General features: G+C 69.9%; 23 protein-coding genes. 7 read left to right on the top strand and 16 right to left on the bottom strand.

The annotated features are described in order from the left end of the window. Nucleotides 1–6: 6 nt before the first annotated feature. Genes ABFY20_RS07005 through ABFY20_RS06995 form a run of 3 tightly spaced genes read right to left on the bottom strand, consistent with a single transcriptional unit; the run spans nucleotide 7 to nucleotide 3,361 of the window. Complete coding sequence (locus ABFY20_RS07005) at nucleotides 7–1,023, bottom strand: TIGR03842 family LLM class F420-dependent oxidoreductase (protein ID WP_368499223.1); 1,017 nt, start codon at nucleotides 1,021–1,023, stop codon at nucleotides 7–9. 26 nt (nucleotides 1,024–1,049) lie between these two features. Beyond that, nucleotides 1,050–2,486, bottom strand: coding sequence for a dihydropyrimidinase (gene hydA, locus ABFY20_RS07000; RefSeq protein ID WP_368499222.1), 1,437 nt, complete (start codon nucleotides 2,484–2,486; stop codon nucleotides 1,050–1,052). A gap of 26 nt (nucleotides 2,487–2,512) precedes the next feature. Next, nucleotides 2,513–3,361 (bottom strand): nitrilase-related carbon-nitrogen hydrolase, encoded by an 849-nt coding sequence (locus tag ABFY20_RS06995; RefSeq protein ID WP_368499221.1) that lies wholly within the window; start codon nucleotides 3,359–3,361, stop codon nucleotides 2,513–2,515. A gap of 137 nt (nucleotides 3,362–3,498) precedes the next feature. On the opposite strand from ABFY20_RS06995, the gene ABFY20_RS06990 reads away from it, so the two are divergent. Then, entirely contained in the window at nucleotides 3,499–4,836 is a 1,338-nt protein-coding gene (locus tag ABFY20_RS06990) for an aminotransferase class I/II-fold pyridoxal phosphate-dependent enzyme (RefSeq protein ID WP_368499220.1), read from the top strand. Nucleotides 4,837–4,846: 10 nt separating this feature from the next. Here ABFY20_RS06990 and ABFY20_RS06985 read toward each other — a convergent pair whose 3' ends face one another. The 4 genes from ABFY20_RS06985 to ABFY20_RS06970 all read right to left on the bottom strand — a co-directional run bounded on the left by ABFY20_RS06985 (nucleotide 4,847) and on the right by ABFY20_RS06970 (nucleotide 7,187). Continuing rightward, nucleotides 4,847–5,641, bottom strand: a complete 795-nt coding sequence (locus tag ABFY20_RS06985) for a MerR family transcriptional regulator (RefSeq protein ID WP_368499219.1) — start codon at nucleotides 5,639–5,641, stop codon at nucleotides 4,847–4,849. Beyond that, a complete protein-coding gene (locus ABFY20_RS06980) occupies nucleotides 5,634–6,167 on the bottom strand; it encodes a VOC family protein (protein WP_368499218.1) in 534 nt (177 codons plus the stop codon). The genes ABFY20_RS06985 and ABFY20_RS06980 overlap by 8 nt, the downstream gene beginning before the upstream one ends. Nucleotides 6,168–6,228: 61 nt before the next feature. Continuing rightward, the gene (locus ABFY20_RS06975; RefSeq protein WP_368499217.1) at nucleotides 6,229–6,495 is read right to left on the bottom strand and encodes a hypothetical protein; all 267 of its coding nucleotides are present in this window, start codon (nucleotides 6,493–6,495) and stop codon (nucleotides 6,229–6,231) included. 155 nt (nucleotides 6,496–6,650) lie between these two features. Further along, a complete protein-coding gene (locus ABFY20_RS06970; RefSeq protein ID WP_368499216.1) occupies nucleotides 6,651–7,187 on the bottom strand; it encodes a hypothetical protein in 537 nt (178 codons plus the stop codon). A 44-nt stretch (nucleotides 7,188–7,231) separates the two neighbouring features. On the opposite strand from ABFY20_RS06970, the gene cofD reads away from it, so the two are divergent. Continuing rightward, nucleotides 7,232–8,233 carry a 2-phospho-L-lactate transferase gene (gene cofD, locus ABFY20_RS06965; protein WP_368499215.1) on the top strand — a complete coding sequence of 334 codons (1,002 nt, stop codon included), beginning with the start codon at nucleotides 7,232–7,234 and terminating at the stop codon, nucleotides 8,231–8,233. Between the two features lie 28 nt (nucleotides 8,234–8,261). Here cofD and ABFY20_RS06960 read toward each other — a convergent pair whose 3' ends face one another. Continuing rightward, a complete protein-coding gene (locus ABFY20_RS06960) occupies nucleotides 8,262–9,263 on the bottom strand; it encodes a hypothetical protein (protein WP_368499214.1) in 1,002 nt (333 codons plus the stop codon). Between the two features lie 5 nt (nucleotides 9,264–9,268). After that, entirely contained in the window at nucleotides 9,269–10,669 is a 1,401-nt protein-coding gene (guaD, locus tag ABFY20_RS06955) for a guanine deaminase (protein WP_368499213.1), read from the bottom strand. 223 nt (nucleotides 10,670–10,892) lie between these two features. Between guaD and ABFY20_RS06950 the strand changes: the two genes are divergently transcribed. Then, nucleotides 10,893–13,538 (top strand): bifunctional FO biosynthesis protein CofGH, encoded by a 2,646-nt coding sequence (locus ABFY20_RS06950; protein WP_368499212.1) that lies wholly within the window; start codon nucleotides 10,893–10,895, stop codon nucleotides 13,536–13,538. A 103-nt stretch (nucleotides 13,539–13,641) separates the two neighbouring features. Here ABFY20_RS06950 and glpK read toward each other — a convergent pair whose 3' ends face one another. From glpK to ABFY20_RS06935, 3 genes are read right to left on the bottom strand one after another with little or no spacing between them, the layout of a single operon-like run. Continuing rightward, nucleotides 13,642–15,171, bottom strand: coding sequence for a glycerol kinase GlpK (gene glpK / locus ABFY20_RS06945; RefSeq protein ID WP_368499211.1), 1,530 nt, complete (start codon nucleotides 15,169–15,171; stop codon nucleotides 13,642–13,644). Nucleotides 15,172–15,225: 54 nt separating this feature from the next. Beyond that, nucleotides 15,226–15,993 (bottom strand): MIP/aquaporin family protein, encoded by a 768-nt coding sequence (locus ABFY20_RS06940; RefSeq protein ID WP_368499210.1) that lies wholly within the window; start codon nucleotides 15,991–15,993, stop codon nucleotides 15,226–15,228. Between the two features lie 41 nt (nucleotides 15,994–16,034). Beyond that, nucleotides 16,035–17,774: a glycerol-3-phosphate dehydrogenase/oxidase gene (locus ABFY20_RS06935; protein WP_368499209.1), complete on the bottom strand. Its 1,740-nt coding sequence runs from the start codon at nucleotides 17,772–17,774 to the stop codon at nucleotides 16,035–16,037. Between the two features lie 138 nt (nucleotides 17,775–17,912). Between ABFY20_RS06935 and ABFY20_RS06930 the strand changes: the two genes are divergently transcribed. Beyond that, nucleotides 17,913–18,878: a sugar-binding transcriptional regulator gene (locus ABFY20_RS06930; RefSeq protein ID WP_368499208.1), complete on the top strand. Its 966-nt coding sequence runs from the start codon at nucleotides 17,913–17,915 to the stop codon at nucleotides 18,876–18,878. Here the strand turns inward: ABFY20_RS06930 and cofC are convergent. Both cofC and ABFY20_RS06920 read right to left on the bottom strand, forming a co-directional pair. Further along, entirely contained in the window at nucleotides 18,838–19,521 is a 684-nt protein-coding gene (gene cofC, locus ABFY20_RS06925; protein WP_368499207.1) for a 2-phospho-L-lactate guanylyltransferase, read from the bottom strand. The two genes, ABFY20_RS06930 and cofC, sit on opposite strands and share 41 nt — an antisense overlap. A 62-nt stretch (nucleotides 19,522–19,583) precedes the next feature. Next, complete coding sequence (locus ABFY20_RS06920; protein WP_368499206.1) at nucleotides 19,584–20,057, bottom strand: hypothetical protein; 474 nt, start codon at nucleotides 20,055–20,057, stop codon at nucleotides 19,584–19,586. Nucleotides 20,058–20,184: 127 nt separating this feature from the next. Between ABFY20_RS06920 and ABFY20_RS06915 the strand changes: the two genes are divergently transcribed. The 3 genes from ABFY20_RS06915 (at nucleotide 20,185) to ABFY20_RS06905 (ending at nucleotide 22,141) form a co-directional block, all read left to right on the top strand. Beyond that, nucleotides 20,185–20,598 (top strand): DapH/DapD/GlmU-related protein, encoded by a 414-nt coding sequence (locus ABFY20_RS06915; protein WP_368499205.1) that lies wholly within the window; start codon nucleotides 20,185–20,187, stop codon nucleotides 20,596–20,598. A 167-nt stretch (nucleotides 20,599–20,765) separates the two neighbouring features. Continuing rightward, the gene (locus ABFY20_RS06910) at nucleotides 20,766–21,212 is read left to right on the top strand and encodes a DUF6412 domain-containing protein (RefSeq protein WP_368499204.1); all 447 of its coding nucleotides are present in this window, start codon (nucleotides 20,766–20,768) and stop codon (nucleotides 21,210–21,212) included. A 131-nt stretch (nucleotides 21,213–21,343) separates the two neighbouring features. Next, nucleotides 21,344–22,141, top strand: coding sequence for a YidC/Oxa1 family membrane protein insertase (locus tag ABFY20_RS06905; protein ID WP_368499203.1), 798 nt, complete (start codon nucleotides 21,344–21,346; stop codon nucleotides 22,139–22,141). Nucleotides 22,142–22,271: 130 nt separating this feature from the next. Here ABFY20_RS06905 and ABFY20_RS06900 read toward each other — a convergent pair whose 3' ends face one another. Both ABFY20_RS06900 and ABFY20_RS06895 read right to left on the bottom strand, forming a co-directional pair. Next, on the bottom strand, nucleotides 22,272–23,099 hold the full coding sequence (locus ABFY20_RS06900) for a coenzyme F420-0:L-glutamate ligase (protein WP_368499744.1): 828 nt from the start codon (nucleotides 23,097–23,099) through the stop codon (nucleotides 22,272–22,274). A gap of 62 nt (nucleotides 23,100–23,161) precedes the next feature. Then, nucleotides 23,162–24,163: a TIGR03557 family F420-dependent LLM class oxidoreductase gene (locus ABFY20_RS06895; protein WP_368499202.1), complete on the bottom strand. Its 1,002-nt coding sequence runs from the start codon at nucleotides 24,161–24,163 to the stop codon at nucleotides 23,162–23,164.

Here is a 24,163-nt window from a genome sequence, read left to right as displayed (position 1 = left end):
CCGGGCTCAGGCTTTCGCGGTGATGTGCTCGCGGAGCGCGGGCATCACGGTCTCGCCGTACACGCGGAGGGTCTCCTCCTTGTTGTCGTGCTGCAGGTATCCGGCGAACTGGGTGCAGCCGATCTCGCGGTACTGCTCGAGCTTCTCGATGTGGTCCTTCGCGGTACCGAGCACGCAGAACCGATCGACGATCTCGTCGGGCACGAAGGCGGCGTGGGTGTTGCCGGCCTGCCCGTGCTGGTTGTAGTCGTAGCCCTCTCGGCCGGCGATGTAGTCGGTGAGCGCCTGCGGAACGGCGCCGTCCGTTCCGTACTTCGCCACGATGTCGGCGACGTGGTTGCCCACCATGCCGCCGAACCAGCGGCACTGATCGCGCATGTGCTCCCAATCGGTGCCGATGTACATGGGAGCCGCGATGCAGAACTTGATCGCCAGGGGGTCGCGCCCGGCGTTCGAGGCGGCGGTGCGCACGGTCTCGATCATCCACTTCGCGATGTCGACGTCGCCGCACTGCAGGATGAAGCCGTCGCCGACCTCGCCGGTGAGCTTCAGCGCGAGCGGGCCGTAGGCGGCCACCCACATCTCGAGCTCGGAGCCGTGGCTCCACGGGAACTGCAGCGTCGCACCGTTGTACTCCACCGCCCGGCTCGACGCGAGTTCGCGGATGACGTGGATCGACTCGCGCAGCGCCTTCAGCGTCGTGGGCGCCCCGTTGGTGACCCGCACCGCCGAGTCGCCGCGGCCGATGCCGCACACCGTGCGGTTGCCGTACATCTCGTTGAGGGTGGCGTAGACGGATGCGGTGACCGTCCAGTCCCGGGTCGCCGGGTTGGTGACCATCGGGCCGACCTTGATCTTGTGCGTCTCGGCGAGGATCTGGCTGTAGATGACGTATGGCTCCTGCCAGAGCAGGTGGGAGTCGAAGGTCCAGAAGTAGTCGAAGCCGTACTGCTCGCTGAGCTTCGCGAGCCCCACGGTGCGGGCTGCGGGGGGATTGGTCTGAACGACCGCGCCGAATTCCATGGTGGTTCCTGTCTGTGGAGTGCGGGTCAGATGAGGTACTGGCTGAGGCCGCGCTTGAAGTACGCGCCGTCACCCTTGCGGCCGAGGTAGCTGTCGTCGTCGACGATCTTGCGACCGCGGGAGAACACGGTGTCGACGTGGCCGTCGATCTCGAAGCCCTCCCAGGCCGAGTAGTCCATGTTCATGTGGTGCGTCTTGCCGAGGCCGATCGAGGTGTGGCCGTTCGGGTCGTAGATCACCACATCGGCGTCGGCACCGGGCTGGATGACACCCTTCTTGCCGTAGACCCCGAACATCCGCGCCGGCGTCGTGCTGGTCAGCTCGACCCAGCGCGGCAGTGAGATCTCGCCCATCACGACGCCCTGGTAGATGAGGTCCATACGGTGCTCCACCGAACCGATGCCGTTCGGGATCTTGGCGAAGTTGCCGAGGCCCATGTCTTTCTGGCCCTTCATGCAGAACGGGCAGTGGTCGGTCGAGATCACCTGCAGGTCGTTCGTGCGGAGGCCCTGCCACATGTGGTGCTGGTGGCCCTCGTGCTTCGAGCGCAGCGGGGTGGAGCACACCCACTTGGCGCCCTCGAAGTCACCCCATTCCTCGCTCGAGGCGCCCAACTGGTCTTCGAGCGAGAGATACAGGTACTGCGGGCAGGTCTCGGCGAACACGTTCTGGCCGTTGTCGCGGGCCGCGGCGATCTGCTCCACCGCCTGCTTGGCCGAGACGTGGACGATGTAGAGCGGGGCGCCGGTGAGGTTCGCGAGCATGATGGCACGGTGCGTGGCCTCCTCCTCGGCCTGCCACGGGCGCGAGACGCCGTGGTAGTACGGGGAGGTCTCGCCGCGCTCCAGGTGCTGCTGCACCAGCAGGTCGATGACCGAGCCGTTCTCGGCGTGCATCATGATGAGCGACCCGTTGTCGGAGGCGCGCTGCATCGCCTTCACGATCTGACCGTCGTCGCTGAGGAACACACCCTTGTAGGCCATGAACAGCTTGAAGCTCGTGACGCCCTCGTTGATGAGCTCGTCCATCGCCGTGAGCGAGCTGTCTTGCACGTCGGAGAGGATCTGGTGGAAGCCGTAGTCGACGGCGCAGTTGCCCGCCGCCTTCTCGTGCCAGAGGTTGTACTGGTCGAGGATGTTCTCGCCCGCGTACTGCACGACGAAGTCGATGATGCTCGTCGTGCCGCCGTGCGCCGCGGCGCGGGTGCCGGTCTCGAAGGTGTCGCTCGCCTCGGTGCCGCCGAACGGCATCTGCATGTGCGTGTGGGCGTCGATGCCGCCCGGGATGACGTACTTGCCGGTGGCGTCGACGACCTCGTCGACATGGCCGGCGACGTCGAAGCCGAGCAGCGTCGAGCCGGGCGCGAGAACCGCGGCGATGGTGTCGCCGTCGAGCAGCACGTCGGCCTGGGCGGTGCCGGTGGCGTTCACGACGGTGCCACCGGTGATGAGGGTCTTGGTCATGGTCAGCTCCGTTGCTCGGCTCGGGGTCAGGGTTTCGGGATGCTCGTGTAGGCCTCCGGACGGCGGTCGCGGTAGAACTGCCAATCGTCTCGCACCGCACGGATCATGTCGAGATCGAGGTCGCGGATGACGAGGTCCTCCGCATCGCCCGAGGCGTAGCCGCCGACGATGTTGCCCTGCGGGTCGGCGAACTGGCTGGTGCCGTAGAAGGTGACGGCGAGGTCGCCGTACTCGTTGTCCTCGCGGCCGACCCGGTTGGGCGCGGCGACGAAGTAGCCGTTGGCTGCGGCCGCCGCAGGCTGCTCGAGCTCCCAGAGGCGGTTCGACAGGCCGGGCTTCGTGGCGTTGGGGTTGAAGACGATCTCCGCGCCGTTCAGCCCGAGCTCGCGCCAGCCCTCCGGGAAGTGGCGGTCGTAGCAGATGTACACGCCGATGCGGCCGACCGCGGTGTCGAACACCGGGAAGCCGAGATTGCCCGGGCGGAAGTAGAACTTCTCCCAGAAGCGGTCGACGTGCGGGATGTGGTGCTTGCGGTACTTCCCGAGGATGGTGCCATCGGCATCCACCACGACCGCCGTGTTGTAGTAGATGCCCGGCTGGTCCTCCTCGTAGATGGGGAGCACCATCACGAGGTTCAGCTCCTTCGCCAGGGCGGCGAAGCGCTGCACGATCGGGCCGTCTGCGGCCTCCGCGTAGGCGTAGTACTTCTTGTCCTGCGTGATGCCGAAGTAGGGCCCGTAGAACAGTTCCTGGAAGCAGATGACCTGGGCGCCGTCGGCTGCCGCGTCACGGGCGAACTGCTCGTGCTTGGCGATCATCGATTCCTTGTCGCCCGTCCAGCTGGCCTGGGTGATCGCCGCGCGTACTGTTGTCATCGAGGATCCTTCCGGTCTTTTGTTATTATTCGGCTTGAACATTTCTCGTGTGTTTCACCATGTGACGCAGGCGTAAATATGTCAAGAGTTGTCAAGCAGTCGTCCATGCGCTAGCCGAACCACGGAATCGGGGCCGGATGCTCGTCCAGATCGTCGATGCGGTGGAACACCGCACGCCCGACGGCATCGCTGCCGCCATCTCTCGTCTCATCCGTTCCGGTGAGCTCGCCGCCGGGGAGCGCCTGCCCACGGTGCGCGTGGTCGCGAGCGAGCTCGGGGTGAGCCCGGCCACGGTGAGCAACGCCTGGCAGGCCCTCGCGGGCGTCGGGCTCATCACCTCGCGCGGGCGCGCCGGCAGCTTCGTGCTGCAGGCCTCCACCGCCTGGATGCCGCCGCACTTCGGCGAGCTGGCCGGCTCGCACGTGGAGGCACGGCTCGACCTCTCGACCGGCACGCCCGACCCCGAGCTCCTCCCCGACCTCAGCGCGGCGTTCCGCTCGTTACCCACCCGCGCCGACACGGCGAGCTACCTCAGCTCGCCCGTGCTGCCCGAGCTCGAACGCCACCTGCGGGCGTCATGGCCCTACCCCGTCCCCGCGATCACCATCGTCGACGGGGCGCTTGATGCCGTGTCGCGGTCGCTCGAGAGCCTCGTGCGGTTCGGCGACCGGGTCGTGGTGGAGAATCCGGGCTTCCCGCCCTTCCTCGACCTGCTCGACCACTTCGGCGTGGAGCGGCTGCCCGTCGACATCGATGCGGAGGGGCTGCGGCCCGACCGCCTGGCGAACGCGCTGGCGTCGCATCCGGTGGCGATCATCCTGCAACCGCGCGCCCACAACCCGACCGGCATCTCGATGACCGAGGAGCGCGTGCGCGACATCGCCCGGGTGCTCAAGAGCCACTCGCACCTCGGCGACCCCGTGGTGATCGAAGACGACCATTCGGGAGAGATCTCGAGCGCGCCCGCGTTCAGCGTCGGCAGCTGGCTCCCCCAGCGCACGCTGCACGTGCGGAGCTTCGCGAAGTCGCACGGGCCCGACCTCCGCATCGCCGCGCTCGGCGGGCCCGACCAGCTGCTCGATCGGATCGTGGCGAGGCGGATGCTCGGGCCGGGTTGGACCTCGCGGATGCTGCAGACCATCCTCTACGAGCTGCTCACCGCGAGCCCGTCGCTCAACACGGTTCACGATGCCCGGCGCATCTACCAGGCCAGGCAGCGCCGGCTCTCGGAGGCCCTGGTGCGGCACGGCATCGGGCACTTCCCCTCCGACGGCATCAACACCTGGGTTCCCGTCGCGGACGAGAAGGCGGCATCGGTCGCCCTGGCCGCCGGGGGTATCCGGGTGGCCTCGGGGTCGACGTTCTCGTCGTCGTTCTCGCCGGAGCCCGAACAGCACCTGCGGGTGACCGCCGGCAACGTGCGCGACGACTTCGACCGCATCGCGGGGCTGCTGGCGGGTGCGGCCCGGGCGTGATGCCCGCGGGTCACTCCCATTCGGCGGTCTCGGGGTCGATGCCATGCGAGCGCGCGCTCGCGTCGATGCTGCGGCGGAGCCAGGCCGCGAGGCCGGGGCGCAGCCCGTCGTAGTGAGCGGCGAAGGCGGGATCCCCCTCGTACAGGCGCCCGAGCACCACGTGCTTGCTGCGGGAGATCGGGAAGTACGCCGAGAACGCCGCGCGGTGACGTTCGACCAGCTCGTCCGCCTCCGGACTGCCCGGCTCGACGCCCGCCGCCATCGCCTCGGCGAGGGCTCGTTCCGCGGCAGCACTCGCGTCGGCGACCGCTTTCCAGTCGCCCGGTGCGCGCCCGGCCGAGCGCTCGGCATACTGCTGCCACTCAGCCGAGTCGCCCCAGCGCTCCCGTGCCTCGGCGGGCCAGCTCGGGTTCCAGCCGGGGCCGAAGGCCGCTGTCTGCTCCTCGTCGCTCAGCACGATGCCACGCTCGTGCGCCGTGATCATCGTGTCGAGCTCGCCGCCCAGCGCGGTGAGACGCTCGACGCGCTCGGCCAGCTGCGCCCGCTGGGCGCGCAGGGCGCTCACCACGTCGGTCGCGGGGTCGTCGAGCACGGCACGCACCTCGTCGAGGCCGAGGCCGAGCTCGCGGTAGACCACGATGCGGCGCAGCCGCTCGAGGTCGGCCTCCGTGTAGAGGCGGTAGCCCGCCGCCGAGCGGGAGGTGGGCCGGGCGATGCCGATCTCGTCCCAGTGGTGGAGGGTGCGCACGGTGAGGCCGAGCACCGCCGCCGTGGCGCCGACCGTGAGTTCGGTGTCGTCAGGCATGGTCACCGTCGTTCGGTCCACCGGTCCGCGAAGGTTCGATGCCCATCTCCTCGAGGTTCCGCGCCGCGGCGCTGCCCGGGTCGAACTGCTTGCCCGCCGTGAACACCACGCGCACGTTCTCGGGGGTGACGACCTCGACGTCCCTGGTGTTCCACGGCGTGTCGTGCGGCTCGCCCACCGTGCCGGTTCCGACCTCACGGCAGCGCTCCGCGATCGTGTCGAGCTCGTTCAGCACGCACGCGAAACTGGCACTCATCGACGGCACCGTGTCGCCCGGCGACCCCGGCACCAGCAGCACGTCCTGGAACATCCACCGCCGCAGGTGCACGAGCCGGCCCGGCACCCCGAACAGCTCGAAGAATCCGAGCCCGCGCGTCCAGAACTCGACGGATGCCGCCAGGTCACCCGACGGGATCGTCACGAACGCGGGCATGCCGTAGATCCCCCGGAACAGCTCCGGTGCCATCGCTCCGTCTCCGGGCACCGGCACCGGACTCACCTCGAACGCCTCGAACATCTCACTCATACCCCCACCCTCACCCCTCCCGCTCCGTGAGGGTCAACCCCAGGATTCCTCCCGCCGCGGGTCAGACGGGACGGGCGGCGAGGTGGTCGACGAGGTAGACGGCGGGGCGGAGGTCGAGGTGGGGTTCGGAGGCGCGGAGGGCCGCCACGGCCCGCACCGGTGAGGCGGCGGGGTCGACCTGGTGCTCGGCGAGCACGCGGGCGCCCCAGGCGATGGCCTCGGGCTGCGGAGCTGCCGAGTTCGGGTCGGCCTTCGTGCCGACGATCTGTTCCAGCGCGACGCGCGGGTCGCGCGAGTCACCGTGCAGGAGTCGCTTCAGTCGGTTCATGCAGTCGATGCTACGAGCGGCCGTCGACACCCGCATCCGTCGCGCGGATGAACGTGTGCGTCGACCACCTCGGCCAGCAGCGGGGGCGCTCAGCAGCGGTCGCGGGACGCGCATCCGTCGTTCAGGTGGAATCGACACCGGCGGCACCGGACGGGTCAGCACTGCGGGTCGGTGACGCGGATGCGGAGGGTGAAGTCGGTGCGATCGGTGTCGACGAGTTCGAAGCGGGCGCCGGAGGAGTCGAGGGTGCTGATGCCCGTCACACCACCGTCGAGCTGGCGTTCGCCGTCGACGGGCGCGAAGCCGTTCGCCTCGAGCGTGGGGCCGAGCACGGCGAGCAGCTCGTCCCAACCGCCGGCCGTTTGCACGAGCGAGGGGCGGGCTTCGGCGGGCCCGACCACGACGACGCAGCCCTCCCCGCTCGTCGACTCGATGCGCGGGCCACGATCGTCGGCCCGCGTCACGGCCACCGACGGGAAGGCCTCGGTGAGCGCTCCGGTGATCGCGGCGGCAACCCCACCGTAGGTCTCGAGCGCCTGGCTCGACGCCATGGTCGGCTCGGGCAGCTCCGTCGTCGTGCTGCAGCCCGTGAGCAGCGCCGCGGCTGCCGCAGCCAGCACCATCGCCGCGCCCCGTCTCGCCCGGCGCGAAGAGGCGCCGGCGCGCCGTTCACGAACCCTCAGACCTCTCACGCGACAAGCCTAACCACGCCCGGCGCGCATCCGGATGCTGTTGAATGAATGCCGTGAAGGTGACGGTTCTCGCGGGCGGTGTCGGGGGTGCGAAGTTCCTGAAGGGGCTGCGCACCGAGCTGCGGAGGCGCTTCCCGAACGGCGACGGCGGGTCGACCGCCGAGATCACCGCCGTGGTGAACACGGGCGACGACATGTGGCTCACGGGCCTGCGGGTGTGCCCCGACCTCGACTCGATCATGTACGCCCTCGGCGGCGGCAACGACGAGGTGCGCGGCTGGGGCCGCGCCGACGAGACCGAGCGGGTCGCCGCCGAGCTCACCGCCTATGGCATCGGCTGGCCCTGGTTCACCCTCGGCGACCTCGACCTCGGCACCCACATCGCCCGCTCGAGCTTCCTCCGCGACGGCCTCACCCTCACCGAGGCGACCGCCCGCCTCTGCGAGCGCTGGAACCCGGGCGTGCGGCTGCTGCCGATGAGCGATCAGCCCGCCGAGACGCACGTCGACATCCTCGTCGACGGAAAGCGGCGCATCGTTCACTTCGAGGAGTGGTGGGTGAAGTACCGGGCGACGGTTCCGGCGCAGCGCTTCATCCAGGTCGGGGTCGACAAGGCGAAGCCGACACCGCAGGTGCTGCACGCGATCGAGCACGCCGACGTGGTGCTCGTCGCCCCGTCGAACCCGGTGGTGTCGATCGGCACCATCCTCGGGGTGCCCGGGATGCGGGAGGCGCTCCGCGGGGCACGCGCACCCATCGTGGGTGTCTCGCCCATCATCTCGGGTGCCGCCGTGCGCGGCATGGCCGACGCCTGCCTCACGGCGATCGGCGTGGAGACCACGGCCGCCGCCGTGGCGAAGCACTACGGGGCGCGCAGCCGGGGCGGCATCCTCGACACGTGGCTCGTCGACACGAGCGACGCGGCGGTCGTGCCGGTGCTCGAGGGCTCGGGCATCCGCACCCTGGCGGTTCCGCTGTGGATGAGCGACACCGACACGAGTGCGACCCTCGCGGGCGACGCGCTCGACGCCGCCCGCGCGCGCTGACGCCGCAGCCGGCGCCGGCCCGGCGAGCTCAGCCTCCGGCACCCCCGTACGGCACCGGCCCGAGCGAGATCAGCCATGCGTACACCGCCATCGACACCGCGTACAGCGCCACGATGATGGCGTAGCCGGCGAAGTGCACGCGGGGTGCACGGTCGCGCTTGATCCACCAGCCGAACAGCTTGAACGCCCACGGCACCAGCAGCCAGCCGAGCAGCTGCGTCGACACCAGGTTGCCGATGAACAGGGCCAGCCAGAACGGCATGCCGTTGCCGATGAGCAGCGGGTCGGCGATGAAGTAGCCCCAGAGGAAGACGACGGGGTACAGCATCAGCAGCACGATGAGGTTGCTCTTGAATACCGGGTCGGGGAGCGAGGTGCGGCTGCCCGTCCAGAACCCGAAGCCGTAGCTCGCCTTCGTCAGCGTGAGCTGCTCGTTGTAGGCCTTGCCCTCCTCGAGCAGCTCCTTGCGCTCGGGCGAGTCGATCCAGGCGTTCAGGTGCGCCTCGGTATCGAAGCTCAGCACCACCACCCAGTCATCCTGCACGCCGGGGACGGGCCGCTCGATCTTGTGCCCGAGGAAGCCGTCGAACCGTGATTCCGCCGCCGAGATCTGGCGCTGCCAGTCGAGGAACGCCCCTTCCTCGTCGACCGGCACGCGGCTCGAGATGAGCACGGATGCTGCCTCCGACGGATGCCTCGCCTCCTCCGTGAAGAGGTGGATGTCGTCGTTGCCGATGAAGCGGTCTTTGATCTCGCCCATCAGCTGCGCGCGCTCGGCGCTCTGCAACCAGCCGCGGGCCGACTCGACGTCGCGGAAGCGCTGCACGATGATCCAGTCCACCTGGAGCGGCGGCTTCGGCGCGATGACCTGCCGGTCGAGGAAGCCGGGCCAGTGCGCGATGCGCTCGCCCACCTTCTTCTGCCACGCCTCGTAGGCGGCGTAGCTCTCCTCCGCCAGTCGTCGGCGCACCACGAGCGACACGGCCTCTCCGGCCAGGCCGGCGGGAACGCCCGAGGCCGTCTCGGTCATGGCTGTCACGCCTTCTGGTAGGCGAGCTCGCCCATCACCCAGGTCTGGTCGACGGCGCGCTCGTCGGCGACCATCATGATGCCGAAGAGCAGGTCGGAGACCGTGTCGAGCGAGAGCTCGTTCCCGCCCTTCTCGAGCAGCAGCGAGGCGTGCCACGGTGCTGCAGGGGGCCCGGCGGTCCAGTCGAGGGCGACGAAGTCGGCCTCCTTGCCGATGTCGAAGGTGCCCACCTTGTCGTCGATGTAGAGCGACTCGGCGCCGCCGCGGGTGAGCAGGTAGAAGGCCCGCAGCGAGGAGAGCTTGTTGCGCTCCGACTCGGCGAGGTCCTGGTCGCTCGGCACAATGGAGCCGTCGAGGATGGTGTTCTGCAGCATCCCCACCTTGTAGGCGTCTTCGAGGGAGTTGAGCAGGCTGAAGCGGTTGCCGCCGCCCATGTCGGTGCCCACCGAGATGAGCACGCGGTGCTCGGGGTCGAGGGCGCGGCCGAGGCGGAAGAGACCGGAACCGAGGTAGAGGTTCGACGAGGGGCAGAACGCCACGGCGGCCCCCTTCTCGCTGAAGCGCCGGAACTCGTTGTTCGACAGCCACACGCCGTGACCGCCGGTGAACTTGGGGCCGACGAGGTCGAACTTCTCGTAGACGCCGAGGTAGTCGGTGCAGTCGTCGTGCAGGGCGAGCACGCCGTGGATCTCGGCCGGATTCTCGGAGATGTGCGTGTTCACCCACAGATCGGGGAACTCCTGCTTCAGCCTCTGGCAGGCGGCCATGAGCTCGACCGAGGCGCCGAAGGCGAAACGGGGGGTGATGGCGTAGAGGTTGCGGCCGGTGCCGTGCCATTTCTCGATGAGGGTCTTCGAGTCGTCGTAGAACTGCTCGGGCGTGTTGGCGAAGTAGTCGGGCACGTGGGTGTCGATGCCGGTGAGGCCGCCGATCATGCGCATGTTGCGCCGCGACGCCTCTTCGAAGAACACCTCGTTGCAGGTGAGGTTGCCCGTGGTGAAGGTCTGCGCGGTGGTGGTGCCGGAGGCGAGCAGGTTGTCGAAGAAGTGCTTGGTGCCCTCCTCGGCGTACTCGCGCTCGGAGTACTTGTGCTCCTCGGGGAAGACCCACTTCTGCAGCCACGGCAGGAGCTGTTCGCCGTACGCGCCGAGCACGCGAGTCTGCGGCAGGTGGATGTGCCCGTCGATGAAGCCGGGGAGGATGATGCGGTCGCGGATCTCGGTGATCTCCACACCCTCGTGACGTGGTGCCACCTCGTCGTAGGCGCCGAAGTCGGTGATGATGCCGTCCTCGGTCACGAGGAGTCCGTCGACGTGGAACCGCACCGCGGCCTGCTCGTCGCCGACATGCTTCCACGGGTCGTCGATGAAATCGACGAAGGTGCCGCGCACTGCTTTCTTGACCACGTGAAATCCCCTTTTGTCGTGTTGTGTCCATGCTCACACAGAGCATCCCTCAGCGCTCCGGAGGGGGCCGCCCCAATGCAGGGGGTAGGCTCGAGGCATTCTGTGTACGGGCCTGGCTTTGGGCTCACTTCTCGTCGTTCCCTCTCGACCGTTTTCCTCGGCTCCGCACGAGCATCCTCGTGCGTGAGCTCACCGAGACCCACCGAGACCCACGAGGTTCACCATGCCGTCCGACCTTCCCGTACCCACCCGCCGCCGCGCCGAGCCGCAGCCCGTGGTGCAGAGCTTCATCCCGAACGCCTCGGCCATCCGCCGGGCTCTGAAACGCGCCGATGAGGGTGTCGCGCTGAACGCCACCGAGGCGGAGACGCTGCTCCACGCTCGCGGCGACGACCTCGAACGCCTCCTCACCGCCGCGAGCCGCGTACGCGATGCCGGGCTCGAGATCGCCGGCCGCCCGGGTGTCATCACCTATTCGCGCAAGGTGTTCATCCCGCTGACCCACCTCTGTCGCGACCGCTGCCACTACTGCACCTTCGTCGAGACCCCCGGCGGGCTCGCCAAGCAGGGCAAGGCCCCCTACCTCTCCCCCGACGAGGTGCTCGACATCGCCCGTCAGGGTGCGGCGCTCGGCTGCAAGGAGGCGCTGTTCACGCTCGGCGACCGCCCCGAAGACCGCTGGCCCGCCGCCCGCGAGTGGCTGGATGCGCACGGCTACGACTCGACGATCGCCTACCTACGCGCCATGGCCATCCGGGTGCTCGAGGAGACCGGGCTCCTCCCCCATCTCAACCCCGGCGTAATGACGTGGGAGGAGATCCAGCGCCTCAAGCCCGTCGCGCCGTCGATGGGGATGATGCTCGAGACCACCGCCACCCGCCTGTGGAGCGAGAAGGGCAACGCCCACTTCGGCTCGCCCGATAAAGACCCGGCGCTGCGCCTGCGGGTGATCGAAGACGCCGGCCGCTCGAACGTGCCGTTCACCAGCGGCCTCCTGCTCGGAATCGGCGAGAACTACGAGGAACGCGTCGACGGCATGTTCGCGCTGCGCTCCGCGGCCCGCCGGCACGGGCACATCCAGGAGGTGATCGTGCAGAACTTCCGGGCGAAGCCGGCCACCGCCATGATGGGTGCCGACGACCTCGAGACCCAGGAGTACGTCGCAGCGGTCGCCGTCGCCCGCCTCGTGCTCGGGCCGAAGGCGCGACTGCAGGCACCGCCCAACCTCACGGATCCGCGGGAACTGTCGCTGCTCATCCGTGCCGGCATCGACGACTGGGGTGGTGTCTCCCCCCTCACGCCCGACCATGTGAACCCCGAGCGGCCGTGGCCGCACATCGACGACCTCGCGCGCCTCACCGCCGAGTCGGGCTTCTCGCTACGCGAGCGCCTCACCGCGCATCCGCACTACGTACGAGCGGAGGAGCCGTGGCTCGACCCACGGGTCATCCCGCACGTGCGCGCGCTCGCGGGCGCCGACGGGCTCGCCGTCGAGGGCACGGTGCCGAGCGGTCTGCCGTGGCAGGAGCCGGAGTGGGGTTCGACGTCGTCGGGCCGCACCGAGCTGCACACCGAGATCGACACCGTCGGGCGCAGCGCAGACCGCCGCAGCGACTTCGACGACGTCTACGGCGACTGGTCGGAGCTGCGCGAGCAAGTCGGGGCGAACCCCGGCAACCGCACCCGGGCTTCCGGCGACCCCGCGGTGCGCGCGGCGCTCGCCCGCGCCGCCGAGAACCCCGCAGGGCTCGCCGACGCCGACTACCTCACGCTGCTCGGCGCCGACGGCCCCGACCTCGACGCGCTGGCCGCTGTGGCCGACGACGTGCGCCGCGCCACCGTGGGCGACGAGGTGGGCTACGTGGTGAACCGCAACATCAACTTCACCAACGTCTGTTACACCGGGTGCCGCTTCTGCGCGTTCGCGCAGCGGCGCAACGACGCGGATGCGTACACGCTGTCGATGGAGCAGGTGGGCGACCGCGTCGACGAGGCCTGGTCGATCGGGGCGACCGAGATCTGCATGCAGGGCGGGATCCACCCCGACCTCCCCGGCACGGCGTACTTCGACCTCGCGCGCACGGTGAAGCAGCGGCAGCCCGACATCCACCTGCACGCCTTTTCACCGATGGAGATCGTGAACGGGGCGGCCCGCACGGGGCTGTCGTTCCGCGACTTCCTGCTCGAGGCCAAGGCGGCGGGGCTCGACACGATTCCGGGAACCGCTGCCGAGATCCTCGACGACGACGTGCGCTGGGTGCTCACGAAGGGCAAGCTTCCCGCTGCGCAGTGGATCGAGATCGTCACCACGGCGCACGAAGTCGGGCTGCGGTCGTCGTCGACCATGATGTACGGGCACGTCGACAACCCCGCGCACTGGGTGGGGCACCTGCGCACCCTGTCACGCATCCAGGACGAGACGGGCGGCTTCACGGAGTTCGTGCTGCTGCCGTTCGTGCACATGAACTCGCCGGTCTACCTGGCGGGCGTCGCCCGGCCGGGCCCGACGCTGCAGGAGAACCGGGCCATCCACGCGGTGGCGCGCCTGATGCTGCACGGGCGCATCGACCATGTGCAGACCTCGTGGGTGAAGCTGAGCGACGCCGGCACGCAGCAGATGCTGCAGGGCGGTGCCGACGACCTCGGCGGAACCCTCATGGAGGAGACCATCAGCCGCATGGCGGGCGCCGACAACGGCTCGGAGAAGACGGTCGACGACCTGGAGGCGGTGATCCGCGGCATCGGGCGTGTGCCCGTGCAGCGCACCACCACCTACGGCCGTCCGACGGCCGAGCGCGCGGCGGTCGCCCGCGAGTTCGCCTCCCGCGGCTTCGCCGCCACCGGCAAGAAGCTGCTCACCGTGCTGTAGCGCGCGGGGCGCGTTCGAAAACGCAAACGTCGCGCCGACCTCCGCCCATATAGGCGCGGTCGGCGCGACGATTGCGTTTCTGAACTCGCCGGCGGGCTCTGTGTCAGACGACGTCGTCGTCGACCCAGTCGAGGGTCTTGGTGACGGCCTTCTTCCAGTTGCGGAGCTGGCGTTCGCGCTCTGCCTCGTCCATCTGCGGCTCCCAGCGGGAGTCCTCCTGCCAGTTGGCGCGCAGCTCGTCGAGCGAGCCCCAGTAGCCGACCGCGAGGCCCGCGGCGTAGGCGGCGCCGAGCGCGGTGGTCTCAGCGACGACGGGGCGCACGACGGGAACGCCGAGGATGTCGGCCTGGAACTGCATGAGCAGGTTGTTGGCGATCATGCCGCCGTCGACCTTCAGCTCGGTGAGGTCGACACCCGAATCGGCGTTCACCGCGTCGAGCACCTCGCGGGTCTGGAACGCGGTCGCCTCCAGGGCGGCACGCGCGATGTGCGCCTTGTTCACGTAGCGGGTGAGGCCGACGAGCGCACCGCGCGCATCCGACCGCCAGTACGGGGCGAACAGACCCGAGAACGCGGGCACGAAGTACGCGCCGCCGTTGTCCTCGACCGAGGCCGCGAGGGTCTCCACCTCGGGCGCCGACCCGATGATGCCGAGGTTGTCGCGCAGCCACTGGATGAGCGAGCCGGTGACCGCGATCGATCCTTCGAGCGCGTAGTGGGCCGGCTGGTCGCCCAGCTTGTAGCCGAGGGTGGTGAGCAGACCGTTCTTGGAGTGGACGATCTCGGTGTCGGTGTTGAAGATGAGGAAGTTGCCCGTGCCGTAGGTGTTCTTCGACTCGCCGGCGTCGAACGCCGCCTGGCCGAAGGTCGCGGCCTGCTGGTCGCCCAGGATGCCCGCGACGGGAACCTCGCGCAGCAGGTTCGACGACTCGACGGTGCCGTACACCTCGGAGGACGACTTGATCTCGGGCAGCATGCTGCGGGGCACGCCGAACTCGGCGAGGATGTCGTCGCGCCACTGGAGTGTCTCGAGGTCCATGAAGAGCGTGCGGGAGGCGTTCGTGACGTCGGTGGCGTGCACGCCGCCGTCGGTTCCGCCGGTGAGGTTCCACAGCACCCAGGTGTCGGTGGTGCCGAACAGCAGGTCGCCGGCCTCGGCGGCCTCGCGGGCGCCGTCGACGTTCTCGAGGATCCAGACGATCTTGGTGCCCGAGAAGTAGGTCGCGAGCGGCAGACCCACGATCGGCTTGAACCGCTCGAGGCCGGCCTCGTCACCGGCGGCGAGCCGGTCGACGATGGGCTGGGTGCGGGTGTCCTGCCACACGATCGCGTTGTAGACGGGCTTGCCGGTGTTCTTGTTCCACACCACGGCGGTCTCGCGCTGGTTGGTGATGCCGACCGCGGCGATGTCGTGGCGCGTGAGGTCGGCCTTCGACAGGGCGAGGCCGATGACCTCGCGCACGTTGTCCCAGATCTCCATCGGGTCGTGCTCGACCCATCCCGCCTTGGGGAAGATCTGCTCGTGCTCCTTCTGGCCGGTCGACACGATGGTGCCGGCGTGGTCGAAGATGATGGCGCGCGACGAGGTGGTTCCCTGGTCGATCGCGAGGACGTACTTCTTCTCGTCAGTCATGACATAACTCCTTCGTTGATGCTGTCGTCTGGTGTCGAACGGATGCTCGGCCGACTAGGTGAGGATGGGCAGGAGCGGGATGGCGGCCCAGCCGGCGAGGAGACCGCCGATGATGGGGCCGGCGACGGGTACCCAGGAGTAGGCCCAGTCGGAGGAGCCCTTGCCCTTGATGGGGAGCAGGGCGTGGGCGATGCGCGGGCCGAGGTCACGGGCGGGGTTGATCGCGTACCCGGTCGGGCCACCGAGGGAGGCGCCGATACCGATCACGAGCAGAGCCACCGGCAGAGCACCGAGCGCGGCGAGACCGCCGCCGTCGCCGTTGCGGCCGAAGCCGATGACCACGAACACCAGCACGAAGGTGCCGATGATCTCGGTGATCAGGTTCCATCCGTAGGAGCGCATCGCGGGCCCGGTGGAGAACACGCCGAGCTTGTTGCCGGCCTCGGGCTCGGCGTCGAAGTGCTGCTTGTAGGCAAGCCACACGAACACGGCACCGATGATCGCACCGATCATCTGCGCCCCGATGTAGGCGATGACCGACAGGAAGTTCACCGGCACGGAGGTGGCCTCCGACCCGAACGTCGGCGCGCCGTTGGCCACGAGTCCGAGGGTGACCGCCGGATTAAGGTGGGCGCCGGAGGCGTAGGAGACGATGACACCGGCGAAGACCGCGAGGCCCCAGCCGATGTTCACCATCAGGAACCCGCCGTTGAAACCTTTCGTGCGCACGAGCGCCACGTTCGCGACGACGCCGCAGCCGAGGAGCACGAGCAACGCCGTCCCCACCAGTTCGGCGACGAAGTCGATTCCGAGATTGTCCACATTGACCTTTCGTTCGGAGCGGCACCCACGCCGCCCTCGGGTTAGTTGACGGCGCCCGCCGCCGTCTTGTTCGACGCCTCCACCACGATGCCGTGGAAGAAGCGAAGATTCTCCGCCGCCTGCGCCCGCTCGTCGGCGAGACGCTCCGGCGACCAGCCGTGGGCCGCGGCGGCGAGCTCGCTGAGCTCGTCGAACACGGCCTGGTCGAGCGAGCCGACGAAGGCGATGATGCTGCGGCGCAGCACGAGGTCGCTGAGGTGAACTGTGTGCTCGCCCATCAGGTAGCCGATCTCGGCGGTGCTGTAGCCCGGCAGGGTGGCCAGGGGCGCATCCGTCTCCTCGGCGGCGACGATGTGCGCGATCACCTTCGCGGCGTTCGTGCCGTAGCGGGCGAGCAGGATGCGCGTGCGCTCCTCACCGAGGTCGGCCCCGTTCGCCTTCACCCAGTTGGTGACCGCGGCGGGGGTCTGCGGGAAGCCCACGCCGCCGCCGATGGCGAGGTCGGTGGTGCTCACGGTGCGGCTGCGGCCGAGGAGGGCCAGGGTGTCGTTCGCGAGGTGCTCGGCGAGGGCGCGGAAGGTCGTCCACTTGCCGCCGACGAGGCTCAGCTGCGTGACGGTCTTCGACGAGCCGAAGCTCGCCTGCTCGATGCGGTAGTCGCGCGAGACGAAGCCGGGGGCGGTGTCGCCGTGACCGGGAAGCGGGCGGATGCCCGAATACCGGTAGACGATCTGCGGGCGCTCGACCGTGATGGTGGGGAAGACGTGGCCGACGAGCTCGAAGAAGTAGTCGACCTCCTCCTCGGTGCAGAGGGCGGGCTCGCTGGGGTCGGCCTCGAGGTCGGTGGTGCCGACGAGCACGCGGCCGTTCAGCGGGTAGATGAGCACGATGCGGCCGTCGTTGTTCTCGAAGAACACCTCGCCACCGGCGCAGGCCTCGTAGAGCTCAGGGTTGTCGAGCACGATGTGCGACCCCTTGGTGCCGCCCATGAAGCGGGTGGCCTCGCCGAGGGCTGCGTTGGTGAGGTCGGTCCAGGGGCCGGTGGTGTTCACGACGACCTCGGCGGTGACCTCGAAGGTCTCGCCCGTGACGGTGTCGCGGAGCACGACGGGGTCGCCGTTCGCGCCGACGGCCTCGACGTAGTTGGCGGTGCGGGCGTGCGGGCCCGTCGCCAGCGCATCCTGAACCAGGTCGAGCGCGAGGCGCTCGGGGTTCTCGACGGCGGCGTCGTAGTAGGTGGCGGTGTACTTCACGTCGGGACGCAGCTTCGGCAGCTTCGCGAGCGACTTCTTGCGGCCCACGAACTTGTGGCGGGGCACGGTGCCGCCGTCGCGCGAGAAGGAGTCGTAGCCGAGCAGGCCCACCTTGATGAGCAGCGCGCCGCGCTCCTTCGGCTTTCCCGACTTGTGGGTGAGGAAGCGAAGCGGGGCGCTCAGGATGCCCGAGAAGGTGGAGAAGATCGGGATGGTGGTGGGCAGCGGCTTCACGTAGTGGGGAGCCAGGCGGAGCAGCCGGTTGCGCTCCTGCACGCTCTCCTTCACGAGGCGGAACTCGCCGTTCTCGAGGTAGCGCACGCCTCCGTGGATCATGTGGCTCGACGCGCTCGACGCACCAGAGGCGTAGTCGCCGCGCTCGACCAGCACCACGTCGACGCCCTGGAGGGCCAGGTCGCGGAAGGTGCCGATGCCGTTGATGCCGCCGCCGATGATGAGCACCTGTGTTCTGGGGTTGCTCCGGATGGCCTGGACGTCGGAGCGGATGTCGGTCTGTGAGGTGCTCACTGTGTACTCGCCTTCGTGTTACGTCAGGGTTGCGGGCGGCAATCCATGCGACGACATACAGTTCTACGACCAAGTTCACATATGATCAAGCTCGTTGCACATATGTGCAGTTCCTGGTTCGAAAGGATGCGACGACGCATGGCCGGAGACGGTTTCACGAGCGAGAAGGAGCGCGACGCGCTCCGGGCCGCACATCTGTACTACATGCAAGACCTCACCATGGAGGCCATCGCAAGCGAACTCCACACCTCGCGGTCGTCGGTGTCGAGGCTGCTCGGCTACGCCAGGGATACCGGGCTCGTCGAGATCCAGGTGAAGTCTCCTGTCGATCGGCTGTCGTCGGTGCAGGACCGCATCCGCGAGCGCCACGGAGTGACGGCGCACGTCGTGCCGGTGCCCGACTCGACGGCCGAGGTCGACCGACTGGAGCGGGTGGCGATGAGTGCCGCACGCATCCTGGGCCCCTTCTTCGACTCGAACATGACGATGGGCATCGCCTGGGGGTCGACCCTCTCGGCGGTGTCGCGGCACCTGCAGGAGAAGGTCACCCACAACTCGCAGATCGTGCAGCTGAACGGTGCCTCGAACGCGCGCACCACGGGCATCGGCTACGCCAGCGAGATCATGAGCCGCTTCGGAACAGCCTTCGGCGCCTACGTGCAGCAGTTCCCGGTGCCGGCGTTCTTCGACGACCCGCGTACCAAGGAGGTGCTCTGGCGCGAGCGCAGCATCCGCCGGGTGCTCGAGATCCAGAAGCACATGGACATCGCGCTGTTCGGGCTCGGCTCGGCCTACGCCGAGGTGCCCTCGCACGTGTACGTGGGCGGGTACCTCGACGACGCCGACTTCGAGCAGCTCGGGCGCTCGGCGGTGGTGGGCGACGTGGCGACGGTGTTCTACCGCGCTGACGGGTCGAGCGAGGACATCCCGATGAACGCCCGCTCGTCGGGGCCGTCGCTGGCGGTGCTCAAGAAGGTCGCGCGGCGGGTGTGCGTGGTGTCGGGCAGGTCGAAGCTCCCGGCGCTGCGAGGGGCGCTGGCGGCCGGCGTGATGACCGACCTCATCATCGACGAGGCGACGGCGCACGCACTGCTGGAGGGCTGAGCTCCGCGGGTGCGAGCGCGCGACGGGTGTGGGCACCGACACCCCGGGCGACCGCCTCGGCGAGATCGGCCTCCGTGTCGACGTCGAGCCGGAGCGTCGAGTCGGCCGGAACGTCGAGCACGACATGCCCCGCCTCGCGGTGCCGGCGCGCTGATCCTGCCCCGAATCGCGGTATCAGCACGGCTCCGGGTCGCGCCGTGACGAGAGTTGTCCCCGTGCCCTGCGCATCGGGGACGACGGCGAGCGGATGCGTCTCCGCTGCGGCAAGGGCCTCCTCCAGGTCGTGCGGCACGAGCGCCGGCAGGTCGCCGAGCAGCACGGCTCGGTGCGCGTCGCCCGCTGCCCCCAGGCCCGCGATGACGGCGGCATTGAGGCCGCTGCCCGGATCGGGGACGATCTCGACGTCGGGGATCCTGAGCGCAGTGGCTCGCCGCGCGGTGGCAGGGCCGGCCTCCGGATCGGTGACGACGATCAGCCGGCCCACGGAGGGCGTGTCACGCACGGCGGCGAGGGTGTCGAGGGCGAAGGCCTCGGCGAGGAGGGCGCGGAGAGCGCTGTCGACGCCGGGCGACATCCGGCTCTTCCCGGCGGGGGTTCCCTTCACCGGCACGACGACCGTCCACACCGCTGCCGCATCACTCACCGTCCCGATTATCGTGCACGGGCGGTGGGGTCATCGTGCACGGGCGGCGGGGACCGATGCGCTCAGCGGGTGATCTCGATGTCGACGCTGGCGAAGGGGAACGGCAGCAGGGTGGAGAACGGCTCGCCAGGAGACCACCCCGCGGTCGGGTCGGTGGCCCACCAGAGATAACAGACCGCGAGCGAAACGACCGCGAGAAGCCCGATGGCGGCGGCCGCTCGATCGCCGAGGCGCTCGGCGACGCTCGCGTCTGAAGCTCGCCGGGCGATGCGAGCGAGGGCGACGAGGAGGATCGACGCCATCGCCAGGAACACCAGGGGGCTCGGGGAGAGCGTGACCGAGATGCATCCCTCGCCGAGGCCCGTCGCGTCTGAACCGCCACCGGGGCAGCGGCCCATCGAGGCCTGGGAGAAGACGGCGTAGGCCGCCGCCGAGATCGCGGTCACGACCACCAGTCGTCGACGTCGCGGAGACTCCGTGGAGGTCGGCGCGAGCGCCGTCTGCGGTTGCGTCGGCACCATCTCACCTCCCGACATGTGTCGTTCTCGCGTGTTCCAGCCTTCGCGACGACGGGACAGGTGTCAAGCGGGCGGGGCGGGGTGAATCCAGAACGATCGTTCTTTTTCCGGGAATGATACGGATGCATGCGATGTTGTCTCGAACGTGAGCAGAACATTCCATGAGATCGAGGGCGAACGCGGCGAGGTGTCGCGGTATCGCCGCCACCCCAACGGCAAGGGCTTCGTGGCCGTGGGCTCCGAGGTCGACCCGAGTGCGTTCGTCGACCCGAGTTCGTACGTGGAGACCGGAGCGCGCGTCGGCCCGCGGGCCAGCATCGGCCCCGGCAGTTGGGTCGAGAGTGGAGCCGCCATCGGCACCGGCGTGCTGATCGAGGCCAATGTGCACATCGGCGCGGGGGCACAGATCGGGCGCGGCGCCCGCATCGGCAGCCACTCGCGCATCGGCGCCCGCGCCGGGGTGGCCGACGAGACGCGCGTCGAGCGCGACAGCACCATCGCGCCCGGGGCACTCGTGCGCCGCTCCGGCCCGGCCGGCGAGTACATGAAGGCCGCCTGACCCCGGCGGCACACCCGGCCTGAGCGCACCGTCGACCCGAGCGCACCACCCGGCCCGGGCGTGGCAGCCGGCGCGGGCGCATCACCCGGCCGGGCGGACCGCCCAGCCGGAGCGCGGTCACCCGACCACCGCGCGGTGTCCCATCCGGGCGCGATAGCATCGCGGGTATGGACCACCTCCGGCGAGACGCGCACTGGCTCGAGCGCGACAGCGCCGGGGCCGGCGTCGGCGTGAGCGCCCGGGGACTGTGGAGCGCGTTCGACCAGTCGCCGTTCCTGCGGCGGCTGAGCGTGCTGCTCGGCCTGCTGAGTGTGGGTTCGGCCTCGGCGATGATCTTCTCCGCGCTCGGTGCGGTCGGTGCAGCGGGCAGCGCGGGCACCGGCACCGGTACCGACGGAGTCCTCACCGCCCTGGCCCTGGCCGCCGTCGTCACCACCGCCTGCGCCGTTGCGGCGCTGGCCGTCGTGCTCCTCGCGGCCTCCACCCGCCACCGCCACACCCGACGCTGCGAGGCGGCCGACGACGACCTCCCCACCGTCATCACCCAGTCCCGGCCCGACGCGCCGGGGCGGCCCCGCACGAGGGCTCCCGGGCGTCTCCTCGCGATCGCCTAGGAGACTCCCGCACCGCACCACGCCGCACCGCACCGCGCGGTGCGTGATGCCGCGGCGCGCCTGCCCGCGCCGGGCACCCGTTCATCTCCTCGGCGATCACACGGTCCATCCGTCACTGATCGAGGAGTCCCATGAACATCTACGAATTCCCGCCCGTCGCGGCGGCGCTCGACGGCGCCTACGCCGTCGTGCAGTTCCTCACCGAGCTGCTGTCCCCTGTGGCCGGAGCCGGCGCCGCAGCAGCCGCCGTCGTGCTGCTCACCGTGCTCGTACGCCTTGCCCTCATCCCGGTCGGGGTGTCGCAGGCGCGCGCGCAACTGATGCGCAAGCGGCTCGCCCCCCGACTGCAGGAGCTGCGTCGCCGCCACTCCAAGAACCCGGAACGCCTGCAGCGCGAGACCATGGCCCTCTACGCCGAGGAGAAGGCGTCGCCGTTCGCGGGCTGCCTCCCCCTGCTCATCCAGGCCCCCGTGCTCTCGCTCGTCTACGGCGTGTTCCTCCTGCCGACGGTGAACGGCCATCCGAACTCGCTGCTCACCGAGACGCTCCTCGGCGCACCCCTCGGCCGCAGCTTCGTCTCCGCGCTGACCGGTGGCGACGACCCGGTCGGCGTGGTCGTGGGTGCGATCGTGCTGCTCGTCATCGCCGTGGTCGCCGTGCTCTCGCGTCGTCTCTCCATGCGACTCGCAACGCCCGGTGGGACCTCCGCGGCGATGGCCCCCGGGCGGCCGGCCCCCCGCGGAACGGACACGGCGGATGCTCTCGCCGCGCTGGCTCCCGACGGCAGCGTCGGCCGGCTGCTCAGCTGGCTCCCGCTGCTCACCGTGGCCTTCGCGGCGTTCGTGCCGCTGGCGGCCAGCCTCTACCTGCTCACCAGCACGAGCTGGACGCTGGGCGAGCGCACCGTGCTGAGCCGCCTCATCCGGTGAGGTGCCGGGCGCGGCGGGGGGCGCTGGAGACGCAGGGTGGAGGTGCGGGTAGGAGTGCGGCCGGGGCGCGTGCCGGCGCGCGGCGCGCGGCAGGCCCTGCGGCAGCCCGCCCCGTGCCCGCTCCCCCGCCTCAGCCCTGCGCGCCCCGCTCGCGGCTCGCCGCCTCCGCCGCCGCGAGCCCCGCGGCGAACCCCGCCTGGTACCCCTCGGCGTACCCCACCGCGCGCCCTTCCGCGAGCGCCTCGTCGGTGCCCAGCCGGAACATGTCTCCTGGCCCGGTGCGGGTGAGGGCGCGGGCGGGGGTGTCGAGCGACTCCACGACGGCGTGCCCTGCCCCGCGCACGATCGCCACGGGCATCCCGCTCGCCTTCCCCTTCACGAGATCGCCCGCTGAGGCCAGCTCGTCGGCGACCGCCGCCTGCGTGACGACGAGCTGGTGCCCGAAGCTGTCGCGCGAGCCGCGCAGGTCGTCGAGCACCGCCACCCCCGCCGCCCCGATCGCCTGGTCGATCTGCCCCTGCCGCCACGGCCGGCCGAGCGTGTCGGAGACGATCACCCCGAGCCGCACCCCGAACCGCTCCCGCAGCCCGCGCGCGAGCCCCCGCGCCGAGGCATCGGGATCGACGGGAAGCAGCAGCACCGTGCCTTCCGGCGTGTTCGACGCATCCACCCCGGCCGCCGCCTGCACGATGCCCTGCCGGTTCTCGACGATGCGGGTCACACCCCCGGGGTGCGCCCGGGTGGCCACCACCCGCACCGTCTCGGCGGTGATGGCGTCTTCGCGGTCGGCTGCGGCCACGATGCGCCCTTCCGCCTTCGAAACGATCTTGCTCGTGACCACGAAGACGTCGCCGTCTCGCGGCTCGAACCCGGCGGCGAGCACCGCGTCACCGATGAGCGCCACGAGGTCGTCACCCGCCGTGATCTCGGGGATGCCCCCGAACGCCGCGACCCGCAGCCCCCAGCCGGCGGGTTTGCCCTCCTCGTGCGTCTCGACCGGCGCGGCACCCTCTCCCCCGCTCACCGGTGCAGCTTCGGGATGACGTCGCGACCGAACACGTCGATCCACTCCTTCTGGTTGCGCCCCACGTTGTGCAGGTAGATGCGGTCGAAACCGAGGTCGGCGAAGCGCTGGATGTAGGCCCGGTGCGCATCCGGATCGCTCGAGATGTTGAGCCGCCCGTCGAAGTCGTCGGGCCGCACGAGACGGGCGATCTGCTCGAACTCGAACGGGCTCCTGATGTCGGCCTTCGGAAACCTCATGCCGCCGTTCGGCCACTCGGTGACGGCGTTCGCGAGCGCCTCCTCGTCGGTCGGCGCCCAGGAGAGGTGCAGTTGCAGCACCTTGGGCATGGTGGAGGGGTCGCGCCCCACCTCGCGGGCCCCGTCGTCGAACTTCGCGAACAGACCGGCGATCTTCTCCAGCGGCGCGCCGAGGTTGATCATGCCGTCGACCGTGCGCCCCGCGCGCCTCGCCGTGACCGGGCCCGCCGCCGCCACGAGGATCTCGGGAGCCTTCTCGGGCATCGTCCAGAGCCTCGTCGACTCGAGGGTGAAGTGCGGGCCGTGGTGCTTGGCGTCTTTTCCTGCAAGGGATGCGGAGAACAGCTTGTTGATCACGTCGACCGCTTCGAACATGCGGTTGATGCGCTCCGATGCCTCCGGCCAGTAGCCGCCGACGACGTGTTCGTTGAGCGCCTCACCCGGGCCGATGCCGAGCCAGTGCCGCCCGGGGTACATGGCCCCGAGAGTGGCGGACGCCTGCGCCACCATCGCGGGGTGCCAGCGGAAGCTCGGCACGGTGACGCCGGGCCCTATGTCGCCGTCGGTGCGCTCACCGAGCGCGGCGAGCACGTTCCAGACGAACGCGGCCTGCCCCTGCTTGGGCACCCACGGCTGGAAGTGGTCGGCAGCCATCACCCCTGTGAACCCGTGGTTCTCGGCGTAGACCGCGAGCTCGACGGCATCGCTCGGGGCGAACTGCTGCAGCATCGCGGCATAGCCGACGGGGATGCGCGCCAC

Origin of the sequence: Herbiconiux sp. A18JL235, from assembly GCF_040939305.1 — a bacterium.
Taxonomy (GTDB): Bacteria; Actinomycetota; Actinomycetes; order Actinomycetales; family Microbacteriaceae; genus Herbiconiux.
The sequence above is the reverse complement of the archived record's forward strand: the minus strand, read 5'-3'. Positions and strand labels throughout refer to the sequence as shown.